The organism is Olivibacter sp. LS-1 (assembly GCF_008245145.1).
GTDB classification, from domain to species: domain Bacteria; phylum Bacteroidota; class Bacteroidia; order Sphingobacteriales; family Sphingobacteriaceae; genus Olivibacter; species Olivibacter oleidegradans.
In genome coordinates, this window is record NZ_CP041643.1 from 3,251,853 (window position 1) to 3,277,124 (window position 25,272).

20 protein-coding genes and 1 tRNA gene are annotated in these 25,272 nt (G+C 39.8%); 11 read left to right on the forward strand and 10 right to left on the reverse strand.

Annotated elements, in window-relative coordinates:
- Window position 1: 1 nt before the first annotated feature.
- The 3 genes from FKG96_RS13230 to FKG96_RS13240 all read right to left on the reverse strand — a co-directional run bounded on the left by FKG96_RS13230 (window position 2) and on the right by FKG96_RS13240 (window position 2,639).
- Window positions 2-853: a retropepsin-like aspartic protease gene (locus FKG96_RS13230; protein ID WP_130857393.1), complete on the reverse strand. Its 852-nt coding sequence runs from the start codon at window positions 851-853 to the stop codon at window positions 2-4.
- 15 nt (window positions 854-868) lie between these two features.
- On the reverse strand, window positions 869-1,291 hold the full coding sequence (locus FKG96_RS13235; protein WP_013666348.1) for a GNAT family N-acetyltransferase: 423 nt from the start codon (window positions 1,289-1,291) through the stop codon (window positions 869-871).
- Between the two features lie 76 nt (window positions 1,292-1,367).
- Window positions 1,368-2,639, reverse strand: a complete 1,272-nt coding sequence (locus tag FKG96_RS13240; RefSeq protein ID WP_165447035.1) for a retropepsin-like aspartic protease — start codon at window positions 2,637-2,639, stop codon at window positions 1,368-1,370.
- Window positions 2,640-2,922: 283 nt separating this feature from the next.
- Here FKG96_RS13240 and FKG96_RS13245 point away from each other — a divergent pair, with 283 nt between their 5' ends.
- The 5 genes from FKG96_RS13245 (at window position 2,923) to FKG96_RS13265 (ending at window position 11,745) form a co-directional block, all read left to right on the forward strand.
- Window positions 2,923-6,093 carry a TonB-dependent receptor gene (locus tag FKG96_RS13245; protein ID WP_207303788.1) on the forward strand — a complete coding sequence of 1,057 codons (3,171 nt, stop codon included), beginning with the start codon at window positions 2,923-2,925 and terminating at the stop codon, window positions 6,091-6,093.
- Between the two features lie 206 nt (window positions 6,094-6,299).
- Window positions 6,300-8,453 carry a polyribonucleotide nucleotidyltransferase gene (gene pnp / locus FKG96_RS13250; RefSeq protein WP_130857491.1) on the forward strand — a complete coding sequence of 718 codons (2,154 nt, stop codon included), beginning with the start codon at window positions 6,300-6,302 and terminating at the stop codon, window positions 8,451-8,453.
- Window positions 8,454-8,548: 95 nt separating this feature from the next.
- Entirely contained in the window at window positions 8,549-9,220 is a 672-nt protein-coding gene (gene rpe, locus FKG96_RS13255) for a ribulose-phosphate 3-epimerase (RefSeq protein ID WP_013666352.1), read from the forward strand.
- A gap of 354 nt (window positions 9,221-9,574) precedes the next feature.
- Complete coding sequence (serC, locus tag FKG96_RS13260; protein WP_130857395.1) at window positions 9,575-10,642, forward strand: 3-phosphoserine/phosphohydroxythreonine transaminase; 1,068 nt, start codon at window positions 9,575-9,577, stop codon at window positions 10,640-10,642.
- Between the two features lie 155 nt (window positions 10,643-10,797).
- A complete protein-coding gene (locus tag FKG96_RS13265) occupies window positions 10,798-11,745 on the forward strand; it encodes a D-2-hydroxyacid dehydrogenase (RefSeq protein ID WP_130857396.1) in 948 nt (315 codons plus the stop codon).
- Window positions 11,746-12,222: 477 nt separating this feature from the next.
- On the opposite strand, the gene FKG96_RS13270 is transcribed toward FKG96_RS13265, so the two are convergent.
- The 6 genes from FKG96_RS13270 to FKG96_RS13295 all read right to left on the reverse strand — a co-directional run bounded on the left by FKG96_RS13270 (window position 12,223) and on the right by FKG96_RS13295 (window position 18,020).
- Window positions 12,223-12,310, reverse strand: a tRNA-Ser gene (locus FKG96_RS13270).
- 253 nt (window positions 12,311-12,563) lie between these two features.
- On the reverse strand, window positions 12,564-13,538 hold the full coding sequence (locus FKG96_RS13275; RefSeq protein WP_130857397.1) for a polyprenyl synthetase family protein: 975 nt from the start codon (window positions 13,536-13,538) through the stop codon (window positions 12,564-12,566).
- Window positions 13,539-13,622: 84 nt separating this feature from the next.
- Window positions 13,623-15,758, reverse strand: a complete 2,136-nt coding sequence (rnr, locus tag FKG96_RS13280) for a ribonuclease R (protein ID WP_130857398.1) — start codon at window positions 15,756-15,758, stop codon at window positions 13,623-13,625.
- Between the two features lie 102 nt (window positions 15,759-15,860).
- Window positions 15,861-16,313 (reverse strand): Fur family transcriptional regulator, encoded by a 453-nt coding sequence (locus FKG96_RS13285; RefSeq protein ID WP_013666357.1) that lies wholly within the window; start codon window positions 16,311-16,313, stop codon window positions 15,861-15,863.
- A gap of 34 nt (window positions 16,314-16,347) precedes the next feature.
- Window positions 16,348-17,214: a prolipoprotein diacylglyceryl transferase gene (gene lgt, locus FKG96_RS13290; protein WP_242627321.1), complete on the reverse strand. Its 867-nt coding sequence runs from the start codon at window positions 17,212-17,214 to the stop codon at window positions 16,348-16,350.
- Window positions 17,215-17,315: 101 nt separating this feature from the next.
- Window positions 17,316-18,020 carry a TIGR00730 family Rossman fold protein gene (locus tag FKG96_RS13295; RefSeq protein WP_041388330.1) on the reverse strand — a complete coding sequence of 235 codons (705 nt, stop codon included), beginning with the start codon at window positions 18,018-18,020 and terminating at the stop codon, window positions 17,316-17,318.
- A gap of 126 nt (window positions 18,021-18,146) precedes the next feature.
- Between FKG96_RS13295 and recR the strand changes: the two genes are divergently transcribed.
- The 6 genes from recR (at window position 18,147) to trpA (ending at window position 23,703) form a co-directional block, all read left to right on the forward strand.
- Window positions 18,147-18,761 (forward strand): recombination mediator RecR, encoded by a 615-nt coding sequence (gene recR / locus FKG96_RS13300; protein ID WP_130857399.1) that lies wholly within the window; start codon window positions 18,147-18,149, stop codon window positions 18,759-18,761.
- Window positions 18,762-18,826: 65 nt separating this feature from the next.
- Window positions 18,827-19,642 (forward strand): SDR family oxidoreductase, encoded by an 816-nt coding sequence (locus FKG96_RS13305; RefSeq protein WP_013666361.1) that lies wholly within the window; start codon window positions 18,827-18,829, stop codon window positions 19,640-19,642.
- 292 nt (window positions 19,643-19,934) lie between these two features.
- Window positions 19,935-20,939: an anthranilate phosphoribosyltransferase gene (gene trpD, locus FKG96_RS13310; protein ID WP_130857401.1), complete on the forward strand. Its 1,005-nt coding sequence runs from the start codon at window positions 19,935-19,937 to the stop codon at window positions 20,937-20,939.
- A gap of 28 nt (window positions 20,940-20,967) precedes the next feature.
- Window positions 20,968-21,564, forward strand: a complete 597-nt coding sequence (locus FKG96_RS13315) for a phosphoribosylanthranilate isomerase (RefSeq protein WP_242627323.1) — start codon at window positions 20,968-20,970, stop codon at window positions 21,562-21,564.
- A 145-nt stretch (window positions 21,565-21,709) separates the two neighbouring features.
- Window positions 21,710-22,894: a tryptophan synthase subunit beta gene (trpB, locus tag FKG96_RS13320; RefSeq protein ID WP_130857402.1), complete on the forward strand. Its 1,185-nt coding sequence runs from the start codon at window positions 21,710-21,712 to the stop codon at window positions 22,892-22,894.
- Window positions 22,895-22,917: 23 nt separating this feature from the next.
- Window positions 22,918-23,703: a tryptophan synthase subunit alpha gene (gene trpA, locus FKG96_RS13325; RefSeq protein ID WP_013666366.1), complete on the forward strand. Its 786-nt coding sequence runs from the start codon at window positions 22,918-22,920 to the stop codon at window positions 23,701-23,703.
- Window positions 23,704-23,746: 43 nt separating this feature from the next.
- Here trpA and FKG96_RS13330 read toward each other — a convergent pair whose 3' ends face one another.
- A complete protein-coding gene (locus FKG96_RS13330) occupies window positions 23,747-24,949 on the reverse strand; it encodes an MFS transporter (protein ID WP_130857403.1) in 1,203 nt (400 codons plus the stop codon).
- Window positions 24,950-25,272 lie beyond the last annotated feature (323 nt).

Below are 25,272 nucleotides of genomic sequence, written 5' to 3' on the forward strand. Positions count from 1 at the left end.
TTTACTCTAGAATAAAAATCTTCTTTTCAGGAAGACTAATGGCTATTTTTTTGCCCAACCAGTCAATGCTGGTCTTACCTTCATAAATCAGACCTTCTACAAAAGATACCTTCGGTGCTTTTATATGGGCGGTATTATTTGCTGTTTTGATTGACTCAATGGAACCGATAAAAAATCGATTGGTTTTAAGTGAATCAAATTCACTTTTTTTAGCATAGCTCTCAAACTGATTGCTATCTAATTCAAGTGTTTTCATGAATTTTGAGTGAATCCAAAATGAGTTTTGACCCGCTCCCGCATCCAGCGCCACTTGGATCGTTATCTTATTGTTCAATGTTACATATGTGAAAATATCTAAAGCCTTATCTGCATGGTTTGCTATTTGAATATCAATATACTTTTTTTTATCCTTTATATCCAGCTCGCCTAAAGAGATTGTCTTATTTTTATAGTCAATGGTAATGGGAGTATTCTGAAAAGCTTGAAGTGAAATCAAACCATCAATCCCATCCAGCGTTAAGTCGAACGTACTGTAAATTTGATTTTCGAATAGTTGATTGCCAATCCTTAAATCTTTGGCATAATAAATTGGTGTTGTTATAGCTTCGCCGGTTGCCCGATGAGCGACGAAGATATTATAAGAATCTTTTACTTGCAGCTTTTTGGCGAAATCTTTAAAAAACAGATGAAGGCCGGCACCGGTATCGAAGATGAATTTTCCTTTAATGCCATTCACCGTTGCCTCGATCACAAGGTGTCCGGAAGAAGTCAACGTAAAAGGAAGAATGTCTTTTGTTTGTGATCGAGCAATTAAGCCATTTAATAACAATAATAAGATCAGGATTCTTTTCATACTATGCGGAAATACTTATTTTTTTAAGAGGGCCATTCCTCGTGATGTAGGCCAAACCTCCTCGAAACCATATTGAGCGTATAGCTTATAAGCGTCGCCATCTGCCACTAAGCTAATATAACAAGAAGCAGGCAATGCATTGTCTATATATTCTTTTAGTTTCTTCATAATCCGCTTACCTAATCCGTTTTTCTGATGGGAGGGAAGTACACAAATATCAACGATTTGGCAATGGCATCCTTTATCGCCAATAATACGCCCCATACCCACCGGTTGATTATTATCGATATCTAACGCGATTACCGAACAAATTGAGTTTGCCAATCCTATTTGAGCTGCTTCCAATGTCTTGGCACTTAAGCCGCTTGCGGTTCGTAGGTGAATATAAGTGATGGGATCAAGGTCACCAAAGTCAACTAAATAGTTATCTGCTTTCATCTTTTTCAAACTTAACAAAAGGGTTGTTAATAAGCAATTGGAGGACTATAAAGCTATTGTTTTTTTGGGGACTTGGTTAATTGAAGTCTATATACATAGATTGAAAATTGATAGTCATTTTATTAAATTGATTTATAATGTCTTGACCGATGTTGCCATAAAAATGCGCATCAAAGTCGCCAACAGATTCGGTTAACACCGGCAAATTAGCAAGTGCCACTTTTTTGCCCTGAATAGTAAAAGTTGACAAAGGTATTTTGTAGACCTCAATTTTATGCACACCGCCTGCGCCGCCTCTACCGATACTGTCGATCTTGCCTTCGCTTTCCACTTTTGATTTGTTAGCATCATAATATTTTTTAAAGAGCTCTGTTTTCATTGCTCCGGTGTCGAAGTGGCAAAGTAAGGTGTCATCTCCTACTTGCAATTGAATAACCGGAGTTAGCTCGTCTAAGAATAGGTTTTGACCAACATTGTTAGAAACAGATGGAGGGATATAAAATTGGCCATCTCGTGCAATTTGTACTTCCCGTAAAAGGTTCATTACCGGAAATCCGATAATCCCGTGAATAGCAAAGTCGAGTTGAGGGAATTGCAAGTTTTTATCAGGAAGAACTAAAAAAACCACATTTTTTAACTCAGTTTTATCAATAAAAATACTTGGTGCAATGGCGAGCATAGCTTGGTTTTGTATGGAAGTGCTACTTCCCAAATCGATGCTTGTTGCTATGATTTTCAATTTCAGCTTTTGCGCATAACTTAAACTAATAGTAGATAAGTTCGCGCCTGTATCAAACACGAAATCGCTCACTTGATTTCCTATGCGGATCGGAATATTCATTAACCCTATTTTGTCTCTCGTCCATTTTACACGACTTTCTACTTTCGTAATCTGCTGAGGGGGGACATTCTCCAGTGCACGCCATAGTTTTATTGTATTTTTCAAATCGGCAACTTTGGCTGAGTCTAAAAAAGTGCTATAAGAAGCAAGGATTTGCTCGCCCACTTTTGCCGCTTTGCGATACGCATTCAATTTAACGAAATTGTCCATCTGTACGTTTAATAATGGAGGTGCAGTCTGCGGTGTCAGTTCACTTTTATGGTATTTTAGTAGACTTTCAATTTTTTTCGCAGATTGTGTACATCGGTTTGAAGCATTGTCAATAAATGCTCCGTAATATAGGCTATTGAGTTCAGAAAGCGTGTCCTTTTGTTGTCTGTAGCTTGCTTCTAGTTTTAAAAAGTCTTTCTCCTGAAGAAATTTTTCAAGAACTGACGTTCCCGTCTGTTGAGCGAGTGCATAGTTACTAAGGGAGAGAAAAAAAATTGAGAGCCATTGTATTTTCATTGCCTTGAATCGATGTTTTGAACTAATTGCCTTAAGACGTAGAAATACCCTAAAAGGTTGCATAACTCGCTAATTTTTCTGATACGAATTAGCTGAAAGTAAGAGGTTATCGGTTGAGAAACTAGGCAGCGGATCCTGCTGAGTGCTTGAGGGGTTATACTGATGTAAACAGCCAAAAGAGCTGACTCGTCTAAATCGCGCTGATGATTTGTTAATATAAAAGCATTAAAGAATTAACACAGAGAGAATAGTTTTGTCGAATACTATATCGCAAAAAATTGAGATGAAACAGCTAATTCTTCTACTATTTATTTTTTTAATTGCTAAACAGCCGATCTTTTCACAGACTACGCAAGCCTCTATCGCCGGAAAAGTCAGTGACGAAACCGATCAACCCATAGCGGGTGCCTCGGTTCAGGTGCGAAATGAATCAACCGGATTTACGACAAAAACGTCTACCAGCACGAGCGGTGATTTCAATTTTAAAGAACTGCCACTGGGAGGACCCTATACGGTACGTGTACAATTTATAGGTTATGGCGAGCAAATCCGTACAGGGTATACCCTCAATCAGGGAGATGTGGTTCGTATTAGTGTAAAGATGGCTGAATCTTCCCAAAACTTAGATGCGGTAGAAATAACTGCTGCCACCGGTTTGAAGGATAAGATTGAGAATCTTGGAGCGGCAACCGCGGTTAGTGCTAAGGATGTGACCCGCTTGCCGGTTAATGGGAGGAATTTTACTTCCCTTACCGATTTATCGCCCTTGGCAAGTGGAGGAAGCATCGCCGGGCAATTGGGCTCATCAACCAACTTTACAATTGATGGGATGAATTCGAAGAATCCCACCTCGGCGGGATCTACAACCAGTCGAAGCGGTGCACCCTTTTCAATTTCCATTGAAGCGGTACGCGAATTTAAAGTTGTGACCAATCAATATGATGTTACATTGGGGCGCGCTGGAGGTGGTACTATCAGCGCTGTAACCAAAGCTGGTACGAATACACTGAGTGGTAGTGCCTGGAATTACATGCGTGCCGACTGGTTATCGAGTCCTTATGACATCCGTGGCAATAAACGCAATGATGATTTTTCTACTTATCAATATGGTTTTACCTTGGGAGGGCCCATTGTTAAAGATAAGGTTCACTTCTTTGTAGCTTGGGATCATCAGCGGGACGCAAGACCTTTAATTATTGCAGATATCAATTCCCCTACAGATGAAAGACGTTTTAATGTTACACAATCGACATTGGATGAATTTGTCGAAATCGGTCGTTCAAAATACGGTTTAGGTGCTGGTCCACAATACGGTTCTTTCGGAAAAAAAAGAGGATCCGACGCTGTTTTTGCCCGTATTGATTGGCAGTTGAATGATCGTAACTTATTAACAATCCGTGATAACTATACCAACGACCGAAATAAATTAGGTTTAGCCGATAACACGCGAATTAATTTGTATGAGTCTTATGGAGATGATAAGAATATTGATAATAGCTTTTTGGCTACTTTACGTACAACACTAAGTCCTCGGCTCACCAATGAACTGAAAGTGCAACACTTATATACCTATCAAAAAAGTAGTCCGGGTAGTCAATTACCGGAAGCCAATATTCCACGTGCTATTGTTGAAAACGTGGCTTCCCAGGTTGGCGAAGACAACTTGTTCACCAACATTCAATTAGGTGGCCATCGCTTTGCGCAAGAAGGGTTTACAAATAATGTGATTCAATTGATCGATAACATTTATTATAATACCGATAAAATCAATTATACATTTGGCGTCGACTTGATGTATACGCATGCCAAATCATTATATGGTAGTGAGGTGAATGGACGTTTCCAATTTAGGCCAACAGCGGCAACGGAGACTACCCCCGGAGCTACGGCTTTAGAGAACTTTAATAATCTCGCTCCTTATGCGTTCTACCGTGAAGTCCCTTTGGTAGCAGACCCAACTGTTGTTGGAAAGATTTTTAATGCAGGTATATACGGACAAATGCAAACAAAGTTAGCCACAGGTCTGGAAATGATGGCCGGTTTGCGTGTGGATTACGGGCATTATCCAAAATCACCTTTAAACCAGGAATTATACGATGCCTTAGGCGTACGTACCGATCATAAGTTGAAATCTTTTGTAATACAGCCACGCTTCCAGTTTACCTGGGATGTTAATGAGGAACATAGGGATTATATTCGCCTAGGAGCAGGTGTCTTTGCTTCGGATATCAATAATTACATGACCATTAATAATTTAACATTTGATGGTCGACATTTTGCTACGGTGGATGTAAGGGATGCTTCTATATTAAGGCCCGATTTCATTGCCTATAGAAATGACCCGTCTACTATTCCGACTTATGCAGACTACCAGGTGCCAACCATTAATACCTATTCGTCGGATGCTAAAATTCCAATTGTTTACAAGGGGAACATCTCTTACACCCGTTTTATCACCGATAAACTGAAAGTAGGTGTGACAGGTTATGCTACATTAGGAAGAAACAACTATATGTATGTAGATCGCAATATGGTAGCTGATCCGTTTTTTCGCTTAAGTAACGAAGATAACCGTGGCGTGTATGTACCGGCGAGGGCCATCGTTAATGGAGCTGCCGATTGGAAAGCCGGGCGAATTAGTGATCGCTTTGGCCGCGTGCTCGAATTGAATAGCGAAGGGAAAGTAAATCAATTTGCGGTGGTGGTTGACGGTACCTATCAATACTTTAAAGATGGAGAGATATCGGTAAGCTATACATGGAATGACACCAAGGATAATACATCTTATAATGGAAATGTGGCAAATTCAGCGACCTTATCCCTTCCGGTGAAAGATGATCCGCGTGATCTTAGCGTGATGAGTTATTCGAACAGTCAGTTTAGGCATAAGGTGGTTTTCTATGGTACCTCACCTAGTTTCCATGGTTTCAATATCGGCATTCGTTATTCCGGTGTTGCAGGTACCCGCTACAGTCTTCTGGCTGGTGGTAATACCAATGGTGACTTTGTTACCAATGACAATGACTTAGCGTTCGTTTTCGATCGGAACGACCCGAGCACTGCCGAACAGATACGTACGGGTTTACAAGCTTTATTGGATAATCCGGAAGCAAGCCAAAGTTTAAAGGATTATATCAACAAGTATTCGGGTAAAATTGCAGAGAGAAATGGCGGTGTTAATGGGTTCTATGGAGTGATTGATTTAAGGGTAACAAAAAAGTTTATGCTCTACAAAACACACTCGTTGGAATTATCATGTGATATTTTTAATGTCGCTAATCTGTTTAAAAAGACTTGGGGAGCAAACGAATCTTTAGGAAATCAAGCTTTGTATGCCTTGACTGGTTTTGATGCAGCAACGCAACAGTATAACTACCGTGTAAACAATACAGGCATTGTGAATCCTTCAGGAAATCCTTACCAATTCCAATTAGGTGTACGTTATGGATTTTAATTGCAAATACAAATATTAAGAAGCTTTTATGGCCGATCGAGCCCATAGTTATAATGAGGGTCCGATTGGTCAAATCCCTATACATTTTACAGAAGCCACACTATAAAGTGATGGCTTTTTTTATTTACCTTTGTGGCAAAATAAGAGTCTAATAATTAAAAATGGATGCGTTTTTTAAGACGACCAACGCATCACTGAACGAAAACATGAGTTATAACGCAATTAAAAAAACATTCGATATTGGCGATGGCCGTCAGATCGAAATTGAAACCGGTAAATTAGCGAAACAGGCTGACGGTTCCGTTGTGGTTAAGATGGGGAACACCATGCTTTTAGCCACCGTGGTATCCGCTCAAGAAGCAAAACCAGGAACTGATTTTCTACCTCTATCTGTTGATTATCAAGAAAAATATGCGGCAACCGGTCGCATTCCCGGCGGATTTTTGCGAAGAGAAGCACGCTTATCCGACTATGAAATTTTAATTTCACGCTTGGTTGACCGAGCGCTGCGCCCTTTATTCCCTGATGATTATCATGCAGATACACAGGTTATGATAACACTGATATCAGCTGATAAAGATATTATGCCGGATGCATTAGCGGGATTAGCGGCATCCGCAGCTTTAGCTGTTTCCGATATTCCTTTTAACGGACCCATTTCGGAAGTCCGCGTAGCAAAAATTGACGGTAAATTCGTAATTAATCCATTATTAAGTGACTTGGAGAGAGCTACGCTTGAATTTATTGTTGCAGGTTCGGCCAACGATATTGTGATGGTAGAAGGCGAGGCTAAGGAGATTTCCGAAGAAGAAATGGTGGAAGCCATTGCTTTTGCCCATGAGGCTATTAAAGTGCAGGTACAAGCACAACTCGAATTGGCAGAAATGGTTGGTAAACTTGAGAAAAGGGTTTACAACCACGAACCTAGTAACCTGGAATTAAAAGAACGTGTTTACGCAGCTACTTACGACAGTGTGTATGCCGTTGCTAAATCCGGTTTGTCTAAAAAAGAGCGATCAGCCAAATTTGCTGACATTGCAGAGGCTTTTGCCCTTACATTGGGCGAAGATGTGGATGAAGAAACCGTATTCTTAGCAAAGAAATATTTCCATGACGTACAATATGATGCTGTGCGAAACCTCATTCTTAATGAAGGTATACGGCTCGACGGACGTGATGTGCGTACCGTGAGACCTATTTGGAGTGAAGTCGATTATTTACCTGCCGCACACGGATCGGCAATTTTCACCCGGGGTGAAACGCAGTCGCTTACTTCAGTCACACTAGGGGCGAAGGAAGATGAGCAAATGATCGATGGTGCATTTATTAACGGCTATAGCCGATTTATCCTACACTATAATTTCCCTGGTTTCTCCACCGGTGAAGTGAGACCAAATCGTGGCCCGGGTCGTAGAGAGGTTGGACATGGTAACTTGGCGATGCGTTCATTAAAACAAGTGCTGCCTAGTCAAGAGGAAAATCCTTATACGATACGAGTTGTTTCTGATATTTTGGAATCCAATGGTTCGTCCTCTATGGCTACCGTTTGCGCCGGAACATTGGCACTTATGGATGCAGGTGTAAAAATCACAGCGCCTGTATCAGGAATCGCGATGGGACTTATTACGGATGAAAAAACAGGTAAGTATGCGGTATTAAGTGATATTCTTGGTGATGAGGATCATTTGGGAGATATGGACTTTAAAGTCACTGGAACTAGCAAAGGTATCGTTGCTTGTCAAATGGACTTGAAAATCAATGGGCTGAAATGGGAGGTTCTAAAAGAAGCACTATATCAAGCTAAGGAGTCACGTTTACATATCTTAAACGAGATGCTCAAAACGATCGAAGCTCCTCGTGAAGATTTTAAACCACACGCTCCGCGCATTGTGAGCTTAACAATTGATAAAGAGTTTATTGGTGCTATTATCGGCCCCGGAGGCAAAATCATCCAGGAAATGCAAAGGGAAACCGGTACTACCATTTCGATCGAGGAGATTGAAGGTAAGGGCATCGTACAAGTCTTTGCAGACAATAAAACTTCTATCGATGACGCTGTTAGGCGCATTAAAGCGATTGCAGCAAAACCGGAAGTAGGCGATGTTTACGAAGGCAAAGTGAAATCTATTATGCCTTTCGGTGCCTTTGTCGAAATCTTACCGGGTAAAGATGGATTGTTGCACATTTCTGAGATCGATTGGAAACGTTATGAAACCATGGAAGGAATTTTTCAAGTCGGTGAAATTGTTAAGGTTAAACTGTTAGATATCGATAAACAAGGTAAATTGAAGCTTTCCAGAAAAGCACTTTTGCCTCGTCCCGAAAAAAAGCAGGAACCGGAAAATAAACAAGAACAATAGTTAAATACTAGAAGCCATTGCTTTCTTTGCGTTTGAGCATTTAGCAATGGCTTTTGCTTTTCTACCGTTTTGGTCCTTCACAAAAGATTTTACCAATGAAACATTTAGTAGCTCCTTCAATTTTGTCTGCCGATTTTGCTAATCTTCAACGCGATATTGAAATGCTCAATAAAAGCGACGCTGATTGGATCCATGTAGATATTATGGATGGTGTATTTGTTCCCAATATTTCTTTTGGGTTTCCTGTTGTAAAAGCCGTAAAGCAACACGCCCTTAAACCTTTGGATGTGCATTTGATGATCGTAGATCCGGATCGTTACTTAAACGAATTTAAGGAGGCTGGCGCGAACAACATTTCCGTTCATTTTGAAGCCTGTATCCATTTGCATCGCACTATACAAAAGATTAAAGAATTGGGATGTCGGGCAGGGGTAGCGATTAATCCTCACACACCGATCGCCCAATTGAGCGATATTGTTGAAGATATTGATTTAGTCTGTATGATGTCCGTGAACCCGGGTTTCGGGGGGCAAAAATTTATAGAGAGCACCTACCGGCGCATTCGCGAATTGCGTTTGCTTGCTCAGGATAGAAATCCAAATCTGTTAATAGAAATTGATGGCGGTGTAAACCATCAAAATTCGTTATCTTTATTGCAAGCGGGGGCCAATGTATTGGTGGCTGGTAATACTGTTTTTGGCGCAGATGATCAAATGGCGTCCATAAAACAACTTAAAGACGTGTCGATAACAAGAAAAGCCGTTTAAAGACAATACAAAATGTAAAGGGGGCCGATGGCCCCTTTTTAGTTTTTGGATAAAATACAGAATTTAATTTTGTTATCTATTTAAGCCAACGAAAAGATTGTCATTATTTTGACAATAAAACCTCAAAAACTTTGAATTTTTTTTATAAAAAGTTTACATTTGCCAAACATAGATGAATTCGTTTATATGCAGTATCTACTGCATTGACATGTAAAATGAATCTGTTTAATTCTCCTCTGCCATTGAAGGCATTTTTATAGAGGAATAAAATGATTTATTGCTATACCAGTATAAAAAGCTATTTTAAGTGAAATTGTTAATTAATGCTCATTTTTTAAATCTATAGAAAGAATAATGAAACACAATTTTGGTGCGGGGCCATGCATACTTCCTTCAGAGGTCTTCCAAGAAGCTTCTCAAGCAATAATTGATTTTAATAATTCCGGTTTATCCATTTTAGAAATTTCCCATCGTTCCAAAGCCTTTGAAGCCGTTATAGAAGAAACTGAGGCGTTAGTAAAGGATTTATTATCTGTCCCCGATGGGTATTCGGTGTTGTTTTTGCAGGGGGGGGCTAGCCAACAGTTCGCAATGGTGCCGATGAATTTACTTCCTCAAAATGGAAAAGCAGCTTATTTAGACTCAGGAACCTGGGCGTCAAAAGCTTATAAAGAAGCTCAGAAATTCGGAGCTATTGAGGTGGTCGCTTCGTCCAAAGATGCGAATTATACCTACATTCCTAAGGAGTATACGATACCGGCGGATGCGGCTTATTTTCATTATACTTCTAATAATACAATTTATGGAACTGAGCTCTTCGAAGCACCACAGTCGCCTATTCCATTAGTCTGTGACATGTCGTCCGATATCTTAAGTCGTAAGATTAACGTTGCTGATTACGGACTCATTTATGCAGGGGCACAGAAGAATATGGGGCCTGCGGGAGTGACGCTCGTTATTGTTAAAAACGATATTTTAGGAAAAACCGGTAGGGATATCCCATCAATATTTGATTATCGTAAACATGCGGAAGCCGGATCTATGTATAATACACCGCCGGTTTATGCTATTTATGTCTCCTTATTAAATCTCCGTTGGCTGAAGGCGAAGGGGGGTATAGAGGAAATCGAACGTGAGAATATTATCAAAGCAAGAACATTGTACGATGAAATCGATCGTAATCCATTGTTTAAGGGAACAGCCAAGCTAGAAGATCGCTCAAGAATGAATGTTACTTTTGTTATGGAAAACGCTGAACTGGAAAAATCATTCCTTGCCCTAACGGAAGAGCGCGGGTTAGTCGGGCTGAAAGGACATAGAAGCGTAGGTGGTTTCCGGGCATCTATTTACAACGCGCTTACTATTACTAGTATTAATACACTAGTTGATTTGATGCAAGAGTTTGCTGAGAAAAATGCTTAGTGAACATAACTGCCCGAATTAATGATGAATGGCATATAGATAAAGGTTTTGATAAAATTGCTGCCAAATTCTTTATGCTATGTTTAAATTATTTCCTTGTTTGTCAACATGGACAGCAGGAGTTTTATGAATTTTTATAGATAGAATATCATAGTATGAAACTATTAGCAAACGACGGTATAGATCCACTAGGAAAGGAATTGTTAGAAAAAGCTGGATTTACTGTTGATACTAACCATATCCCTCAGGATGAGTTAGCTGTGAAATTACAGGCTTATGATGCCATAACGGTTAGAAGTGCAACCAAAGTCAGAAAGGATTTAATCGACGCTTGCCCAAATCTAAGATTGATTGGTAGGGGGGGTGTAGGCATGGATAATATTGATGTCGAATATGCAAAATCAAAAGGGATTGCCGTTGTCAATACTCCTGCAGCGTCTTCACAATCAGTAGCGGAGCTTGTCTTCGCACATCTTTATAATGGTGTTCGATTTCTGTATGATGCTAATCGCAAAATGCCTGTAGAAGGAGATACGAATTTTGCCGGATTAAAAAAGGCTTATGGAAAGGGGGTTGAACTGAAGGGGAAAACGCTAGGTGTAATTGGTTTTGGCCGTATTGGTCAGGAAACTGCAAAAGTAGCACTGGGCGTTGGTATGAATGTTATTGCCAGTGATTTTGTGGCTATACCCAAGGCGTTAACTTTAACGTTATCAGGTGGTATTTCTGTTGATGTGCCGGTAAAACAGGTAAGTACTGATGAACTGATCAAACAAGCAGATTTTATTAGCTTGCATGTGCCTTTCTTAGATAAGCCGGTTTTAGGTACAGCTGAATTTGCCCTGATGAAAAATGGGGTAGGTATTGTTAATGCCTCTAGAGGTGGTACGATTGATGAATTAGCTTTAATCGAAGCATTGAATAATGGGACGGTTTCGTTTGCAGGTCTTGACGTTTTTGATAGCGAGCCGACGCCAAGCAAAGAAATACTTACTCATCCAAGAGTATCGCTAACACCTCATATTGGTGCTGCAACAAACGAGGCGCAAGAAAGAATCGGAGAAGAATTGGCCAATATCATAATTGGATATTTTAAAGGGTAGTTTAAACAACCATTCATTCTTAATTATGAGAAGGGAAACTAAAAACGTTTCCCTTTTTTTGTTTGAAGCCTTCCTTCCAGGATTACCTCGCTTTGCTCGGTGATCCCCAGGAGGAGGGCTTCAAAGCAACATCAACGACTCTCTGCGTTCGTCACATTTTGTTGTTAATAGGCTTTTGTTTAAGCAAGCTCACAAAAGGGATTACCTCGCTTTGCTCGGTGATCCCCGGGAGGGGGGCTTCAAAGCAACATCAACGACTCACTGCGTTCGTCACACTTTGTTGTTAATAGGCTTTTGTTTGAGCAAGCTCACAAAAGGGATTACCTCGCTTTGCTCGGTGATCCCCGGGGGGGCTTCAAAGCAACATCAACGACTCACTGCGTTCGTCACACTTTGTTGTTAATAGGCTTTTGTTTGAGCAAGCTCACAAAAGCCTATTAACAACAAAACCCGGCTATTGCCGGGTTGATGTTGCTTTGGCGGAAAGTGAGGGATTCGAACCCCCGGTCCTGTTACAGACAACGGTTTTCAAGACCGCCGCATTCGACCACTCTGCCAACTTTCCGGGACAAAAGTACAAACTCCATCCGTTTTAACAAATTTAATTTTACCTTTTTTCGTTCATTTAAAGTAACTCCTTCATTTCTTGTAAATTAATTTTATGTAAACAAATCGTGCCTAAAAGTAAACCATATAAAGGAAGATTTATATAAGGTCTATGATTGTCTAAGTCCGATCTTTTTACCGTTTTTTTTATAAAGAAACGACCTCACAAAAAGGTCGCTTAACCTATTTTTAACGAATTTCTAAGTAAATTATTAGTGCTCCCTAATCAACAGGGTTTCGGTAAATTCAATTAAAGAAAGTTTTTTCTCACGTGCGACCGCCATTGCTTCTAAGGCTTGATAGGCTTGCTCAGCAAAACTCATTTTTTTCTTATGAGCTAACTTTTCTATGCCAAGATCGTTGTATATGGCCGTTACGCGATCTATTTTTTGTTGCTGATCAAATTCGTTAATCTCAGTCCAATGGATTAACTCTTGTTTATCTGATCCTTTAGCTAATTGTAGCGCATTGATAAGTAAATAAGTTTTTTTATTTTCAATGATATCACCCCCAACCTGTTTCCCAAATTTACTAGGATCTCCATATACATCCAATATGTCGTCCTGTAGCTGGAAAGCGATTCCTATATTAACGCCAAAAGTGTAAATGTTCGATCGATCCTGCTTGTCTGCTCCTCCCAGAATGGCCCCAATTTCTAAAGCCGCACCCAATAATACGGACGTTTTTAGACGAATCATATGGAGGTATTCTTCTTCGGTTACCGTCGCTAGTTTTTCAAAATCCATATCCAGTTGCTGGCCTTCGCATACTTCCTGAGCCATTTTGTTAAAAACTTTCAGCAATTCAGCAAGCAACTCAGGTTTGCACTCAGCAAGCAATTGATATGCCCGAATCAAGGTTGCATCCCCGGATAAGATAGCGGTATTGATATCCCACTTTTTGTGGATGGTCTCCTGTCCTCGTCGCAGTGGGGCTTCATCCATAATGTCGTCATGCATTAAGGTGAAATTATGGAACATTTCGATAGCCAAGGCCGCTGGAAGGCCTTCTTTTATTGTTGCCCCAAATAATTCAGCTGCCAATAAAGTGAGAACCGGTCTTAAACGCTTGCCTCCGATTGCCAAAAAATATTTGATCGGTTCGTATAGGGTATTTGGATTGTCTGGAAAATTTCTTTCTGTTAAGGCCTCGCCAATAATAGTCTGTAATGCTGCTATAGAATGCATGACACGAAGATAGAAAAATTAGTTCACATCACCTTTCATGTATTACTATTAAAGAAATCTTTGCCTTAAAAGCGAAACTTCTGCTTAACTCATGAGTGTAAAGTCAATCTGACGTTTTGCTAAATTGACCGTTTTCACTTTTATCTGTACCTCATCGCCTAGCTGATAGCGTTTCTTTTTGCGCTGGCCAATAATAGCATAATTCTTCTCGTCAAGCGAATAAAAATCATCTGTAATGTCTCGCAGTCGCACCATCCCTTCACATTTGTTTTCTTCGATTTCAACATACATTCCCCACTCTGTGACGCCTGAAATAATGCCGGAATAAACACTGCCGATCTGATCCTGTAAAAATTCCGCTTGTTTATATTTTACGGAAGTGCGCTCCGCATCTGCCGCTTTCTTTTCCATTTGTGATGCGTGGGTACACATCTTCTCGTACATTTCTTCATTTACAGCCTTTCCATCTGCTAGATAGTGCGCTAATAAACGATGTACCATCACATCCGGGTACCTTCTGATAGGTGAAGTGAAATGTGTGTAATAGTCAAAAGCCAGTCCGTAATGACTATGCTTTTTTGTAGTGTAAATGGCTTTTGCCATTGATCGGATGGCCAAGGTAGTAAGGACATTTTGTTCTTTGGTACCTTCAACGTCGTGCATTAACGTATTTAAAGATTTTGCAATCTCTTTTTCTGATTTAGTACTGACTTTGTATCCAAAGCGAGCGGCAAACTGTGCAAACGATGCCAAACTTTCTTCATTGGGCGCATCGTGACTCCGATAAACAAAAGGCAATTTATTCTTTCCTTTGCCTTGTTTGCCTATGAATTCCGCCACTTTTCTGTTGGCTAGAAGCATAAAATCCTCAATCAATTTATGGGCGTCTTTTCGCTCTTTGGTATAAACACCTAGTGGTTTGCCGTTTTCATCGAGTTTAAATTTAACTTCAGTTGATTCAAAATTGATCGCCCCCTGTTTAAATTTACGATCACGAAGAATATATGCGAGCTTGTTGAGAATCAGAAGCTCTTCGCTAAACTGGCCTTCCTTGTTCTCAATAATCTCTTGTGCCTCTTCATAGGTAAAGCGTCTGTCCGAATGAATGATGGTTCTTCCGAACCATTGCTCTTTCACGTGAGCTTGATCATCGATGATAAATACGGCAGAAAAACAGAGTTTATCTTCGTTAGGTCTTAATGAACACAAATTATTCGATAACCTTTCGGGTAACATAGGAATCACACGATCTACCAGATAAACTGACGTTCCTCTTTCATATGCTTCCTTGTCTAAGGCGCTGTCCGGTTGAACATAGTATGTTACGTCGGCAATGTGCACACCTACTTCGTAATTGCCATCCGGCATTTTTCGGAAAGAAATGGCATCATCAAAATCCTTAGCGTCGGCTGGGTCGATCGTAAAGGTTAGAACGCTTCGGAAATCTTTCCTTCTACTTATTTCGACTGGACTAATAACCTCTTCTATTTTGTCTGCTTCTTGCTCTACCGCTGTGGGAAATGCTAAAGGGAAACCAAAATCAGCAAGGATAGCATTCATTTCAGTGTTGTTTTCCCCTTGCTTCCCTAGTACATGCTTTACACGGCCAACGGGATTTTTGCTGCCCTGCGGCCAATCAGTAATAGTAACAACGACTTTATCCTGATCTTTCGCTCCATTTAAATCCTCAATAGGAATGTAGATATCATGAAGCATTTTTCGGTCATCGGCAATTAGGAAAGCAAATCGTTTGGATATGCTCAGTATACCGGTAAAATCACTTCTAAATCGTTCAATTATTTCTACAACTTCGCCTTCTTTTTTGCGGCCTCTACTTTTTTCATAAACGTAAACTTTTACGGTATCCCCATGCAGTGCATTCCGAAGCTTTCTAGGCGCTACAAAAATGTCCTCTTCGAATTCATCTTCGGTAACAATATAAGCAGAACCATCGGCTGTCATATCTACTTTGCCAACGATGAAGGTATGCAACTCCCGCAAAGTAAATTTGCCTGTTTCAACTTCTTTAAATAGACCTGATTTTGATTTCGACTCTTCTTGAAGGATCGATAATATAGTGTTTTTTGAAGTTGGGTCTGCAATATTTAGTTTAGCAGACACTTGTTTATAATTTAAGGCTTTATTTCCTGACTTTTCGAACACATCGGCTATCAGTTGGGAAAGTACCTGCTTAATTGCATTTGCTTTTTTTGTAGACATATAACAGCTTTTAAATAGGATTGCCTTAGCTTAAGGTAAAATTTATGCTTATTAATTACAATAACATTCGAACTACTCGATAGTTCTAAAATTATATCAAATTTAGGCGTCAGAAGCGTCCTTTAACGTTTTGCATTTATTGCATATGCCGATGGCATTAACCGATACCTGCTCTATCGTAAAACCTGATGGCGTACTGATGTTTGGCAACGTGATTTCCTCTAAGCAGTACACACTATTGCAATTCGAACAAGTGAAATGCACGTGTTCATCGTGATGCTCGTGACTCTTACACTGTGTTGAACAAAGGGCATAGGTGGCTGTGCCATGTAAATCGAAAATTTTGTGAATAATACCTTTTTCTTCAAACGCGCTTAAAACCCGATAAAGCGTAACCCGATCAATATCCTCTCCAATTGATCTTTCCAAATCGGGTTGGGAGGTCGCGGTGTCTTTGTTGAAAATCTTCTCCAATACTGATAGCCGCGGGTGGGTAACTTTCAGGCCATGTTTTCGCAAGATATTTTCAAACGTCTTTATTTTATCTTCTCTCATCACTGCTTGTATTGAATAATAGAAAAAACAACACCTATTTAGTCTTTAAGCCTGTTTGGTCTCTTTTTCTAAAAATGAGATATAAACCAATAGCCACAAAAGGTAAGCTTAACAGTTGCCCCATATTGAATGCCATGCTGTTTTCAAAAGCTTCTTGATTTTCTTTGACGAATTCAACTATAAAGCGGAGCCCAAACACCAAGACCATGAAACAGCCAAACAAAAAAGCAGGTTTGACATGTTTCCCTTGTTTATACAAGTTTAATAATAAAATAAATATTATTAAATAACCTATTGCTTCGTAAAGTTGCGCAGGATGTCTAGGAATGTTGTCGACCTGCGAAAAAATAACTGACCAAGGGAGTTGACTTGGTTTTCCAATAATTTCGGAGTTGAAAAAATTGCCGGTTCGAATAAAGGCGCCCGAAAGCGCAGCAACGATTACCAGGCGATCGGCTATCCACCAGAAATTTATTTTTGTTTTGCGGCAATAAAGCAATAAAGCTATTATGATACCAATAGCCCCGCCATGGCTTGCTAGACCCTGGAAACCTGTAAAAGTAATATGCCCGTTTACATTCCTAATAGGGAGTATCATTTCCAGTAGATGGTTTTTGTAGTAATCGAATTCATAAAATAAGCAATGGCCTAAACGAGCTCCTAATACCGTTCCTATAAACACATAAATGGTCAGCTGATCTAACAAGTCTTGTGGCTTTCCCTCTTTTTTGAAAATCCTTAGTAATATTACATAACTAAAAAAAAACGCCAACATAAAGCATAACGTGTAATAACGGAGACCGAATCCACCGATGCGGAAAATCTCGGGTTCGATATTCCAATGTATGCTTGATAAAAAACCGAACATAGGGATCTGTGTGTTTATGTGATGTACAAACATAGATAAAATTGTTCAATATGCAACCTTGTTTCCTTGTTTGGAAACTCAATATTCGTTACCGATTATGGCAGGCAACGAATATAAAGCTTATAAGCTTCTCGTTAAAAGTTAGGTTTAAGTAAATACTTGTCGTAGAATTTGAATATATGGCCCGCAGCTTCTTCAGCCGTATCCACCAAGCGATATAAATTAAGGTCTTCTGCACTGATTTTCCCCTCTTCCAACATTCTATCTTTTATCCAATTGAACAAGCCGCCATAGTATGATTTACCAACCAAAACAATCGGGAAGCGAGCAATTTTGCCTGTTTGTATCAACGTAATGGCTTCAAATAACTCGTCCATGGTTCCAAAGCCTCCAGGTAACACAATATAGCCTTGGGAATATTTCATAAACATAACTTTCCTTACAAAAAAATAATTGAATTCCAGTAACTTATCTCGGTCAATGTACTTGTTGTGGAATTGCTCAAAAGGAAGTTCAATGTTCAGGCCTACAGACTTTCCGCCGGCTTCGTAAGCACCTTTGTTGGCCGCTTCCATGATACCTGGGCCACCACCGGATATTACACCGTAACCTCTTTCTGTAAGTAAACGGGCACACGCTTCGGCAATTTTATAGTCATTATGATCCCTCGAAGTCCGAGCGGATCCGAAAATCGAAACACAGGGGCCTATTTTTGCTAATTTTTCAAAACCTTCTACAAATTCGGCCATAATCTTAAAAATCTGCCAGGAATCTTTTACCTTAATTTCTTGCCAGGTTTTATTCTCAAACGCTTTTCTTATCTTGTCTTCACTTGTTATCATACGCTTATATTTCAGTAATAAATAGTCTCTTCATACGCTAGAAACTGTTTTCTGCTAATGTAATGAAATTTTTTACCTTTTTATCTATGAACTTTTCTGTCAGTTTTCGCTTACCTTTGTGTTATGAACTTTTCTTCTAAGCTATTAGAGAACGCGGTTAATGAATTCAGTCGTTTACCTGGTATAGGACAAAAGACAGCTTTGCGTTTGGTATTGCACCTGCTAAATCAACCTGCCGATGATGTTACTAAATTTAGTGACGCCTTAACTAAATTGAAATCAGAAATATGCTATTGCGCTGTTTGTCATAATATCGCTGACGAAGCGATCTGTGAAATTTGCAACGCCCCCAAAAGGGATAAGGGATTGATTTGCGTGGTTGAAGATACGCGAGACGTAATGGCAATCGAAAATACGAATCAATTTAACGGAGTGTATCATGTTTTGGGAGGGCTAATCTCACCAATGGATGGAGTTGGGCCTTCCGATTTGAGCATTGATAGTCTGATAAGCCGTTTACGTGAAAATGATGTCCATGAAATCATCCTAGCGCTGAGTGCAACGATGGAAGGCGACACGACGATTTTTTACCTCTATAAAAAGTTGAAGGATTTTAATGTTCAAATTAGCACAATAGCACGGGGAATATCCTTCGGCGGTGAATTGGAATATGTTGATGAAGTTACACTGGGTCGATCCATCGTTACCAGAGTACCCTATGAACGTAGTATAGCGTAAAATAATGTCATTTCCGTGATTATAAACTGAGTTTACAAAAAAGTGCCTACTGCCGTATAACGATAATGATGACAAATAAAACGATTATTATAACCGGCGCCTCATCTGGTATTGGACTGGCTTTAGCGAGAGAAATGGCCAAACGAGGTGCTAACCTGGTGCTGGCTGCTCGAAAATATGTTGCCTTATGTCAGATTGCGCAAGATCTTGAGAAAGAATTTCATGTTCAGGTAGTTGCTATTCAATGCGATGTGGCTAATGAGGAGTCTTGTAAACAACTCGTCGCGCAAGCCTTATTAACCTTTAAAAAAATAGATGTCCTGATCAATAATGCCGGATTGAGCATGAGGGCTTTGTTCAAGGACCTGGATTTATCCGTGTTACATAATCTAATGAATGTAAATTTCTGGGGTACGGTTTATTGTACGAAATATGCATTGCCTGCATTGCTAGAATCTAAAGGTTCAGTTGTAGCAGTCTCTTCAATAGCCGGTTATCGGGGTTTACCGGGACGCACGGGTTACTCAGCTTCTAAATTTGCGATGAATGGCTTTATGGAGTCGTTACGCGTAGAAAATTTAAAAACCGGGTTGCACGTAATGCTTGCTTGTCCGGGTTTTACAGCCTCCAACATTAGAAATACGGCGCTTAATAAAGATGGCGTGCAATTCGGAGAAACAAGTATGGAGGAAGAAAAGATGATGACCGCCGAGGAAGTGGCTACACTTATTGCAAATGGAATTGCCGCAAGAAAACGCACCTTGATTATGACAACTCAAGGAAAGCTTGCTGTATGGATGAATAAATTTTTCCCTGCTTGGGTGGATAAAAAAGTGTTTACTCTTTTTGCAAAAGAAAAGAATCCTCTAATCAAAGCTTAAAGTGTAATGCCAAAAATATTTGCAAATATTAATCTAATTATTCATATTTGCTTTAGAAAGTATGAATACAACATTTGCTCATATAAATTGGTGGTGGCACGAGGGATAATCGTGGCAAAACCATTTTGTAGTGCATCTAAATAAGAAATAACAAAAAGGCTTGCCATATCGCAAGCCTTTTTTTATGGCTTAAAGCAAACTGATTTGGATTAGTTTCTTCACAAATAAAATTGCGCGAAACTATCTTTTAAAAAGGTAAAAATGGCGTGCAGTATATAAAAATTAACATTAGATGAAAAGAATATTAACACATTTGTTTGAAAGTAAAACTTTTACAAAGGAAGAGGCTTACGAAATACTAACCAATATTACTTCCGGTAAATACAATTCATCACAAATGGCGGCATTTATGACGGCATATTGTATGCGCAATATTACGGTAGAGGAATTAGCCGGTTTCCGGGATGCCATGCTTGACTTATGTCTAAAAATAGATTTTAAAGACTATAAACTGATTGACTTATGCGGAACGGGGGGAGATGGAAAAAACACTTTTAATATTTCAACGCTTGCTTCCTTCGTAGTGGCCGGAGCTGGGTATCAGGTTGCAAAACACGGCAACTATGGAGTATCTTCGGGATGCGGCTCCTCTAATGTCATGGAATTTTTGGGCTATCGTTTTACAAATGAACCTGGCGAAATTTATCGAAGCTTGGACGAAGCCGGCATTTGCTTTTTACATGCCCCCTTATTTCATCCGGCAATGAAAACTGTGGCTCCTATACGAAAAGAGCTAGGCGTGAAGACCTTTTTTAACATGCTTGGGCCGCTAGTTAATCCAGCAGAACCAATTTACCAATCGGTTGGTGTATTTAGCTTGGAATTAGCTAGGCTTTACGGGTATCTTTATCAGAAGACCAACAAGAGATATTCAATACTGCACGCTTTTGATGGTTACGACGAGATATCATTGACAGGCGATTTTAAGGTGATTGGAAACAAGGGAGAACAGTATGTGTCTTTGGAATCTATTGGATTTGATAAGGTACGAGCCAATGAAATAAATGGAGGAGAAACGATTGAAGAGGCCGCACGTATTTTTATGGATGTTTTAAATGGTACGGCATCCTTTGCGCAAAAAAATGTAGTGTTGTGCAATGCGGCTATAGCGATACAAACCATTTGTCCAAGTAAGTCTTTTGCCGATTGCTATTATGAAGCAGAGGCATCTTTATTATCAAAAAAGGCGCTCCTTAGCTTTAATCGATTGGTTAAAAAAGAAAAAGCAATTTATTGATATGCAAGCTAAGCTGAAAATTTGCGGCATGAAATATCCTGCAAACATAGAGGAAGTCCTTTTGTTAAAGCCGGATTACCTAGGTTTTATATTTTATGAGCAATCGAAACGTTATATTGCTGATTTATCACCTGAATTTTTGAGCGCTTTATCATCGGTCAAAAAGGTAGGTGTATTTGTCAACGATTCGACCGATCGGATAAGGGCAGCAAAAAATAGTTACAACTTGCAGGCTATACAGTTACATGGAAATGAAAACCCTGCTTTTGTGAAGACCTTAAAAGATTTAAACGTGCCGATTATTAAGGCCTTCGGTATTTCGCAGGATTTTGATTGGCAACAATTGGACGCATACGAAGCTTTAGTTGATTTTTTTCTTTTCGACACGAAAAGCCAGGGATACGGAGGAACAGGACAACTTTTCGACTGGTCGCTAATCGAACAATATAAACTGGAAAAACCTTTCTTTTTGAGTGGTGGTCTTGGTCCGGAAAACATCGCGAGCGCCTTATCTTTAAACGATCCGCGCCTTTATGCCCTTGATGTAAATTCAAAATTTGAAGAAAGTCCGGGACTCAAGGATTTAACGCTACTGCGATCAATATTCTCTAGTAGCCGCTGTTAAAATGTTGCAGTACATGCACCTTAATCAGACTTGTTGTTTATTACGATGAGTGCTTCCAACAAATCCAAATTGGTTCCCCTCTACCATTGTGGACTTATTTTTATAGAGGATACAGTATAAAAAGAATGTAAATTGAAAGAATAAAATGAGTAGTTATCAGGTCAATGAAAAAGGATATTATGGGGATTTCGGGGGGGCGTACATCCCGGAAATGATGTTCCCGAATATAGAGGAGCTACGGCTTCGTTATTTGGAAATTATGAACGAAGATGGCTTCAAAAAAGAATTCGAGCAGCTGCTGAAAGATTACGTTGGAAGACCTTCTCCGCTTTATTTGGCTCAGCGGCTTTCTGAAAAATACAGTGCCAATATCTTTTTGAAGAGAGAAGATTTGAACCATACAGGTGCTCATAAAGTAAATAATACCATCGGACAGATTTTGCTGGCAAAGCGTTTAGGAAAGAAACGCATCATCGCTGAAACCGGAGCGGGTCAGCATGGTGTTGCCACCGCCACGGTATGTGCACTGATGGGAATTGAGTGCGTGGTTTATATGGGCGAAATAGATATCAATAGGCAAGCGCCTAATGTAGCCCGCATGAAAATGATGGGAGCAGAAGTCCGTCCCGCAACGTCAGGAAGTAAAACCTTGAAGGACGCTACAAATGAAGCTATGCGCGATTGGATTAATAACCCGGTAGACACGCACTATATCATTGGCTCTGTAGTAGGCCCACATCCTTATCCTGATATGGTTGCAAGATTTCAAGCGGTCATCTCTGCCGAAACTCGTAGCCAACTCTTAGAAAAAACCGGTCGGGAAACACCTGATTATGCGATTGCCTGTGTAGGTGGAGGAAGTAATGCAATGGGAATGTTCTACCATTTTTTAGACGATGAGCAGGTACAGTTGATTGCCGCAGAGGCTGCCGGGAAAGGGGTAAATAGCGGCCACTCGGCAGCAACTTCCGTGCTTGGAAAAGAAGGAGTTTTACACGGTAGTCGAACTATTTTGATGCAGACTAGTGATGGGCAAGTGATTGAACCTTACTCTATTTCCGCTGGCTTAGACTATCCGGGTATTGGTCCTCAGCATGCATTTTTACATAAAATCGGCCGTGCAAAATATGTGAGCATAACGGATGATGAAGCGATGCAAGCAGGACTTTTATTAACCAGATTAGAAGGGATTATTCCAGCCATTGAAAGTGCTCATGCTTTGGCACAGTTGGAAAAAATGTCATTTAAACCTTCGGATAATGTAGTTGTATGCCTGTCGGGTCGCGGAGATAAAGATTTGGACAATTATATGAAATATTTCAATTTTTAGATAAGCATAGAAAAAGCACTAGAATGAACAGAATAAAACAATTATTTGATAACAAGGGCGATAAAAAATTGCTTTCTATTTATTATACTGCCGGTTATCCGCATATAGATAGTACCATTGCGTTAGCTAAAATATTGGAAGCATCGGGTGTTGATTTTTTAGAGATAGGTTTCCCGTATTCTGATCCGGTGGCTGATGGTCCCGTAATTCAGCACAGTTCGGAAGAGGCTTTAAAGAATGGTATGTCACTTGATCTTTTGTTCAACCAATTAAAAGAGTTAAGGAAAGAGGTACAGATTCCGGTATTGTTAATGGGATATGTAAATCCAATGTTGCAGTATGGAGTGGAGAGGTTTTGTCGGGCTTGCGCGGAAGCGGGTGTCGATGGGGTTATTGTTCCCGATTTACCAATGTATGAATACGAAGAGCTTTATCAAGAAGTTTTTAAGAAATATAATATTAGTAATATCTTCTTGATTACACCACAAACCTCGGAAGAGCGTATTAGAAAAATCGATGAATTAAGCACGGGCTTCATCTACATGGTATCTTCATATGCCACTACAGGTAAAAATCTTGTAGTATCTGAACAAACGGCGCATTATTTTCAACGCGTCGACGCCTTGAATCTTCGCAATCCCTTGGTTGTTGGCTTTGGCATTACTGATCAGGCAAGTTTTGATCATGCATTACAGTATGCAGACGCGGCCATCGTGGGCAGTGCTTTTGTTCGTTTGCTCAGTCAAAAGGATTATTTAGAACAGATTCCTTCATTTATAGGAGGTATAAAGGGAAATGTTGCTGTATAGTCAAGCGCGGAGGTAGCAAACATCAATGAAGCGTTGTGTTTTTTCAACGCTTCATTAACCGGAATACCCATAAAAACCCAATAGCTGTGATTACTGTCATTGCTCCGGTTCCCCACCACAAGGCAGTGAAACCATAAGTAGCAGCGATATGCGTTCCAATGTAGGGAGATATAATATGCGCTCCCGAAAACGCCAAAGCATTTAATCCCATATACGCTCCCTGATTATTTTTGCCACTTCTATTGGCAGTAACCGTTGCCATAAAAGGAATAGCCAAAATTTCAGATAAGCAAAGAATGAAAATAGAAAAATATAATATCCACTGACCGGTGTGGTGATTTAAAAGCACGTAGGATACACCGCATAATAATGTGCCAACTATAATAACGCTTGCGGTCGATAGCTTTTTTTCGGCAATATGCACTACCAGCATTTCCAGGGAAAAAACCACTAAACCGCTAAAAGCGAGTATCCGTCCAATTTGTGATTCGCTCAATTGATAGACAGAACGGTAGAATAAGGGAAGCGTATTAAGCAATTGAAAGAAACAGATTGCGTAAAGCGTGCATAGAATGCTAAATAGCATAAAAGGTGTGTCACGATAAGGTGAGCGCCGAGGAAAAGTATGCTCAATGTTATTTTCTCTTTTCTTTTGGTGGCCCTTTTTTCCTTTGAAATAAAAGAAAAACAAAATACCGGCCACTAAACAGGTGATGCCATTTCCATAAAATAGAAGATCATAAGAAACGGAAGCCAGAAAACCACCTAGGGCAGGACCAATTGAAAAACCTAAATTAATAGCCATTCTATTGAGGGAAAAGGCTTTTGTAATGTTTTCGGACTTCGCATAATGGGTAATGGATACTGAATTGGCAGGTCGGAAAGTCTCTGATATCAGACTCAATGAGAAAATTCCAAAAGCCAGTGATTCCATGGATTGTAATTGAGGCAAAATGAAAAAAAGTGGAGCGGTTAAGAATAAGCTGCACGTTTGTATCCTGAAATGCCCAAAACGATCGGTTAGCCACCCGCCAAGCCAAGAGCCACTAACCGCGCCGATACCAAAACAACTTAAAATGATTCCTGCATCTTCTATAGAATAGTTGAGCTTGTTTGTCATATAGACACCTAAAAAAGGGAGTACCATGGCTCCACTTCTATTGATAAACATGACAAGTGCCAGCATCCAGGCCGGGCGGGATAAACCACGGTAGGCATCTAAATAAATTTGTAAGAAACGAATCATTACAATATGTATATGTTGTGATAAAAAACGCTTAAGAATATTCGGAGTTAGCCCTTTTAAGGGTTGGGAAGCGACAATGCAAACTTAATTAAAAGCAAGATGAGTTTACGAAATATTTATACTTTAAATCCAATCCTTTGAATTTTGTAAATTGATAGAATTGGCTTAGATTCGTATTAGTCTCCCTGATCTAATCTTAAATCTTCTATCTCAATTTTCGAATCCACGTCAAGTCCACGTGAAGTCCACCTTATTTCCACGTCAGGCCCACCTGTCATTTAGTATGTATCCGCTTTCGCTTCTTGTTTTCCTGCATTTCTATA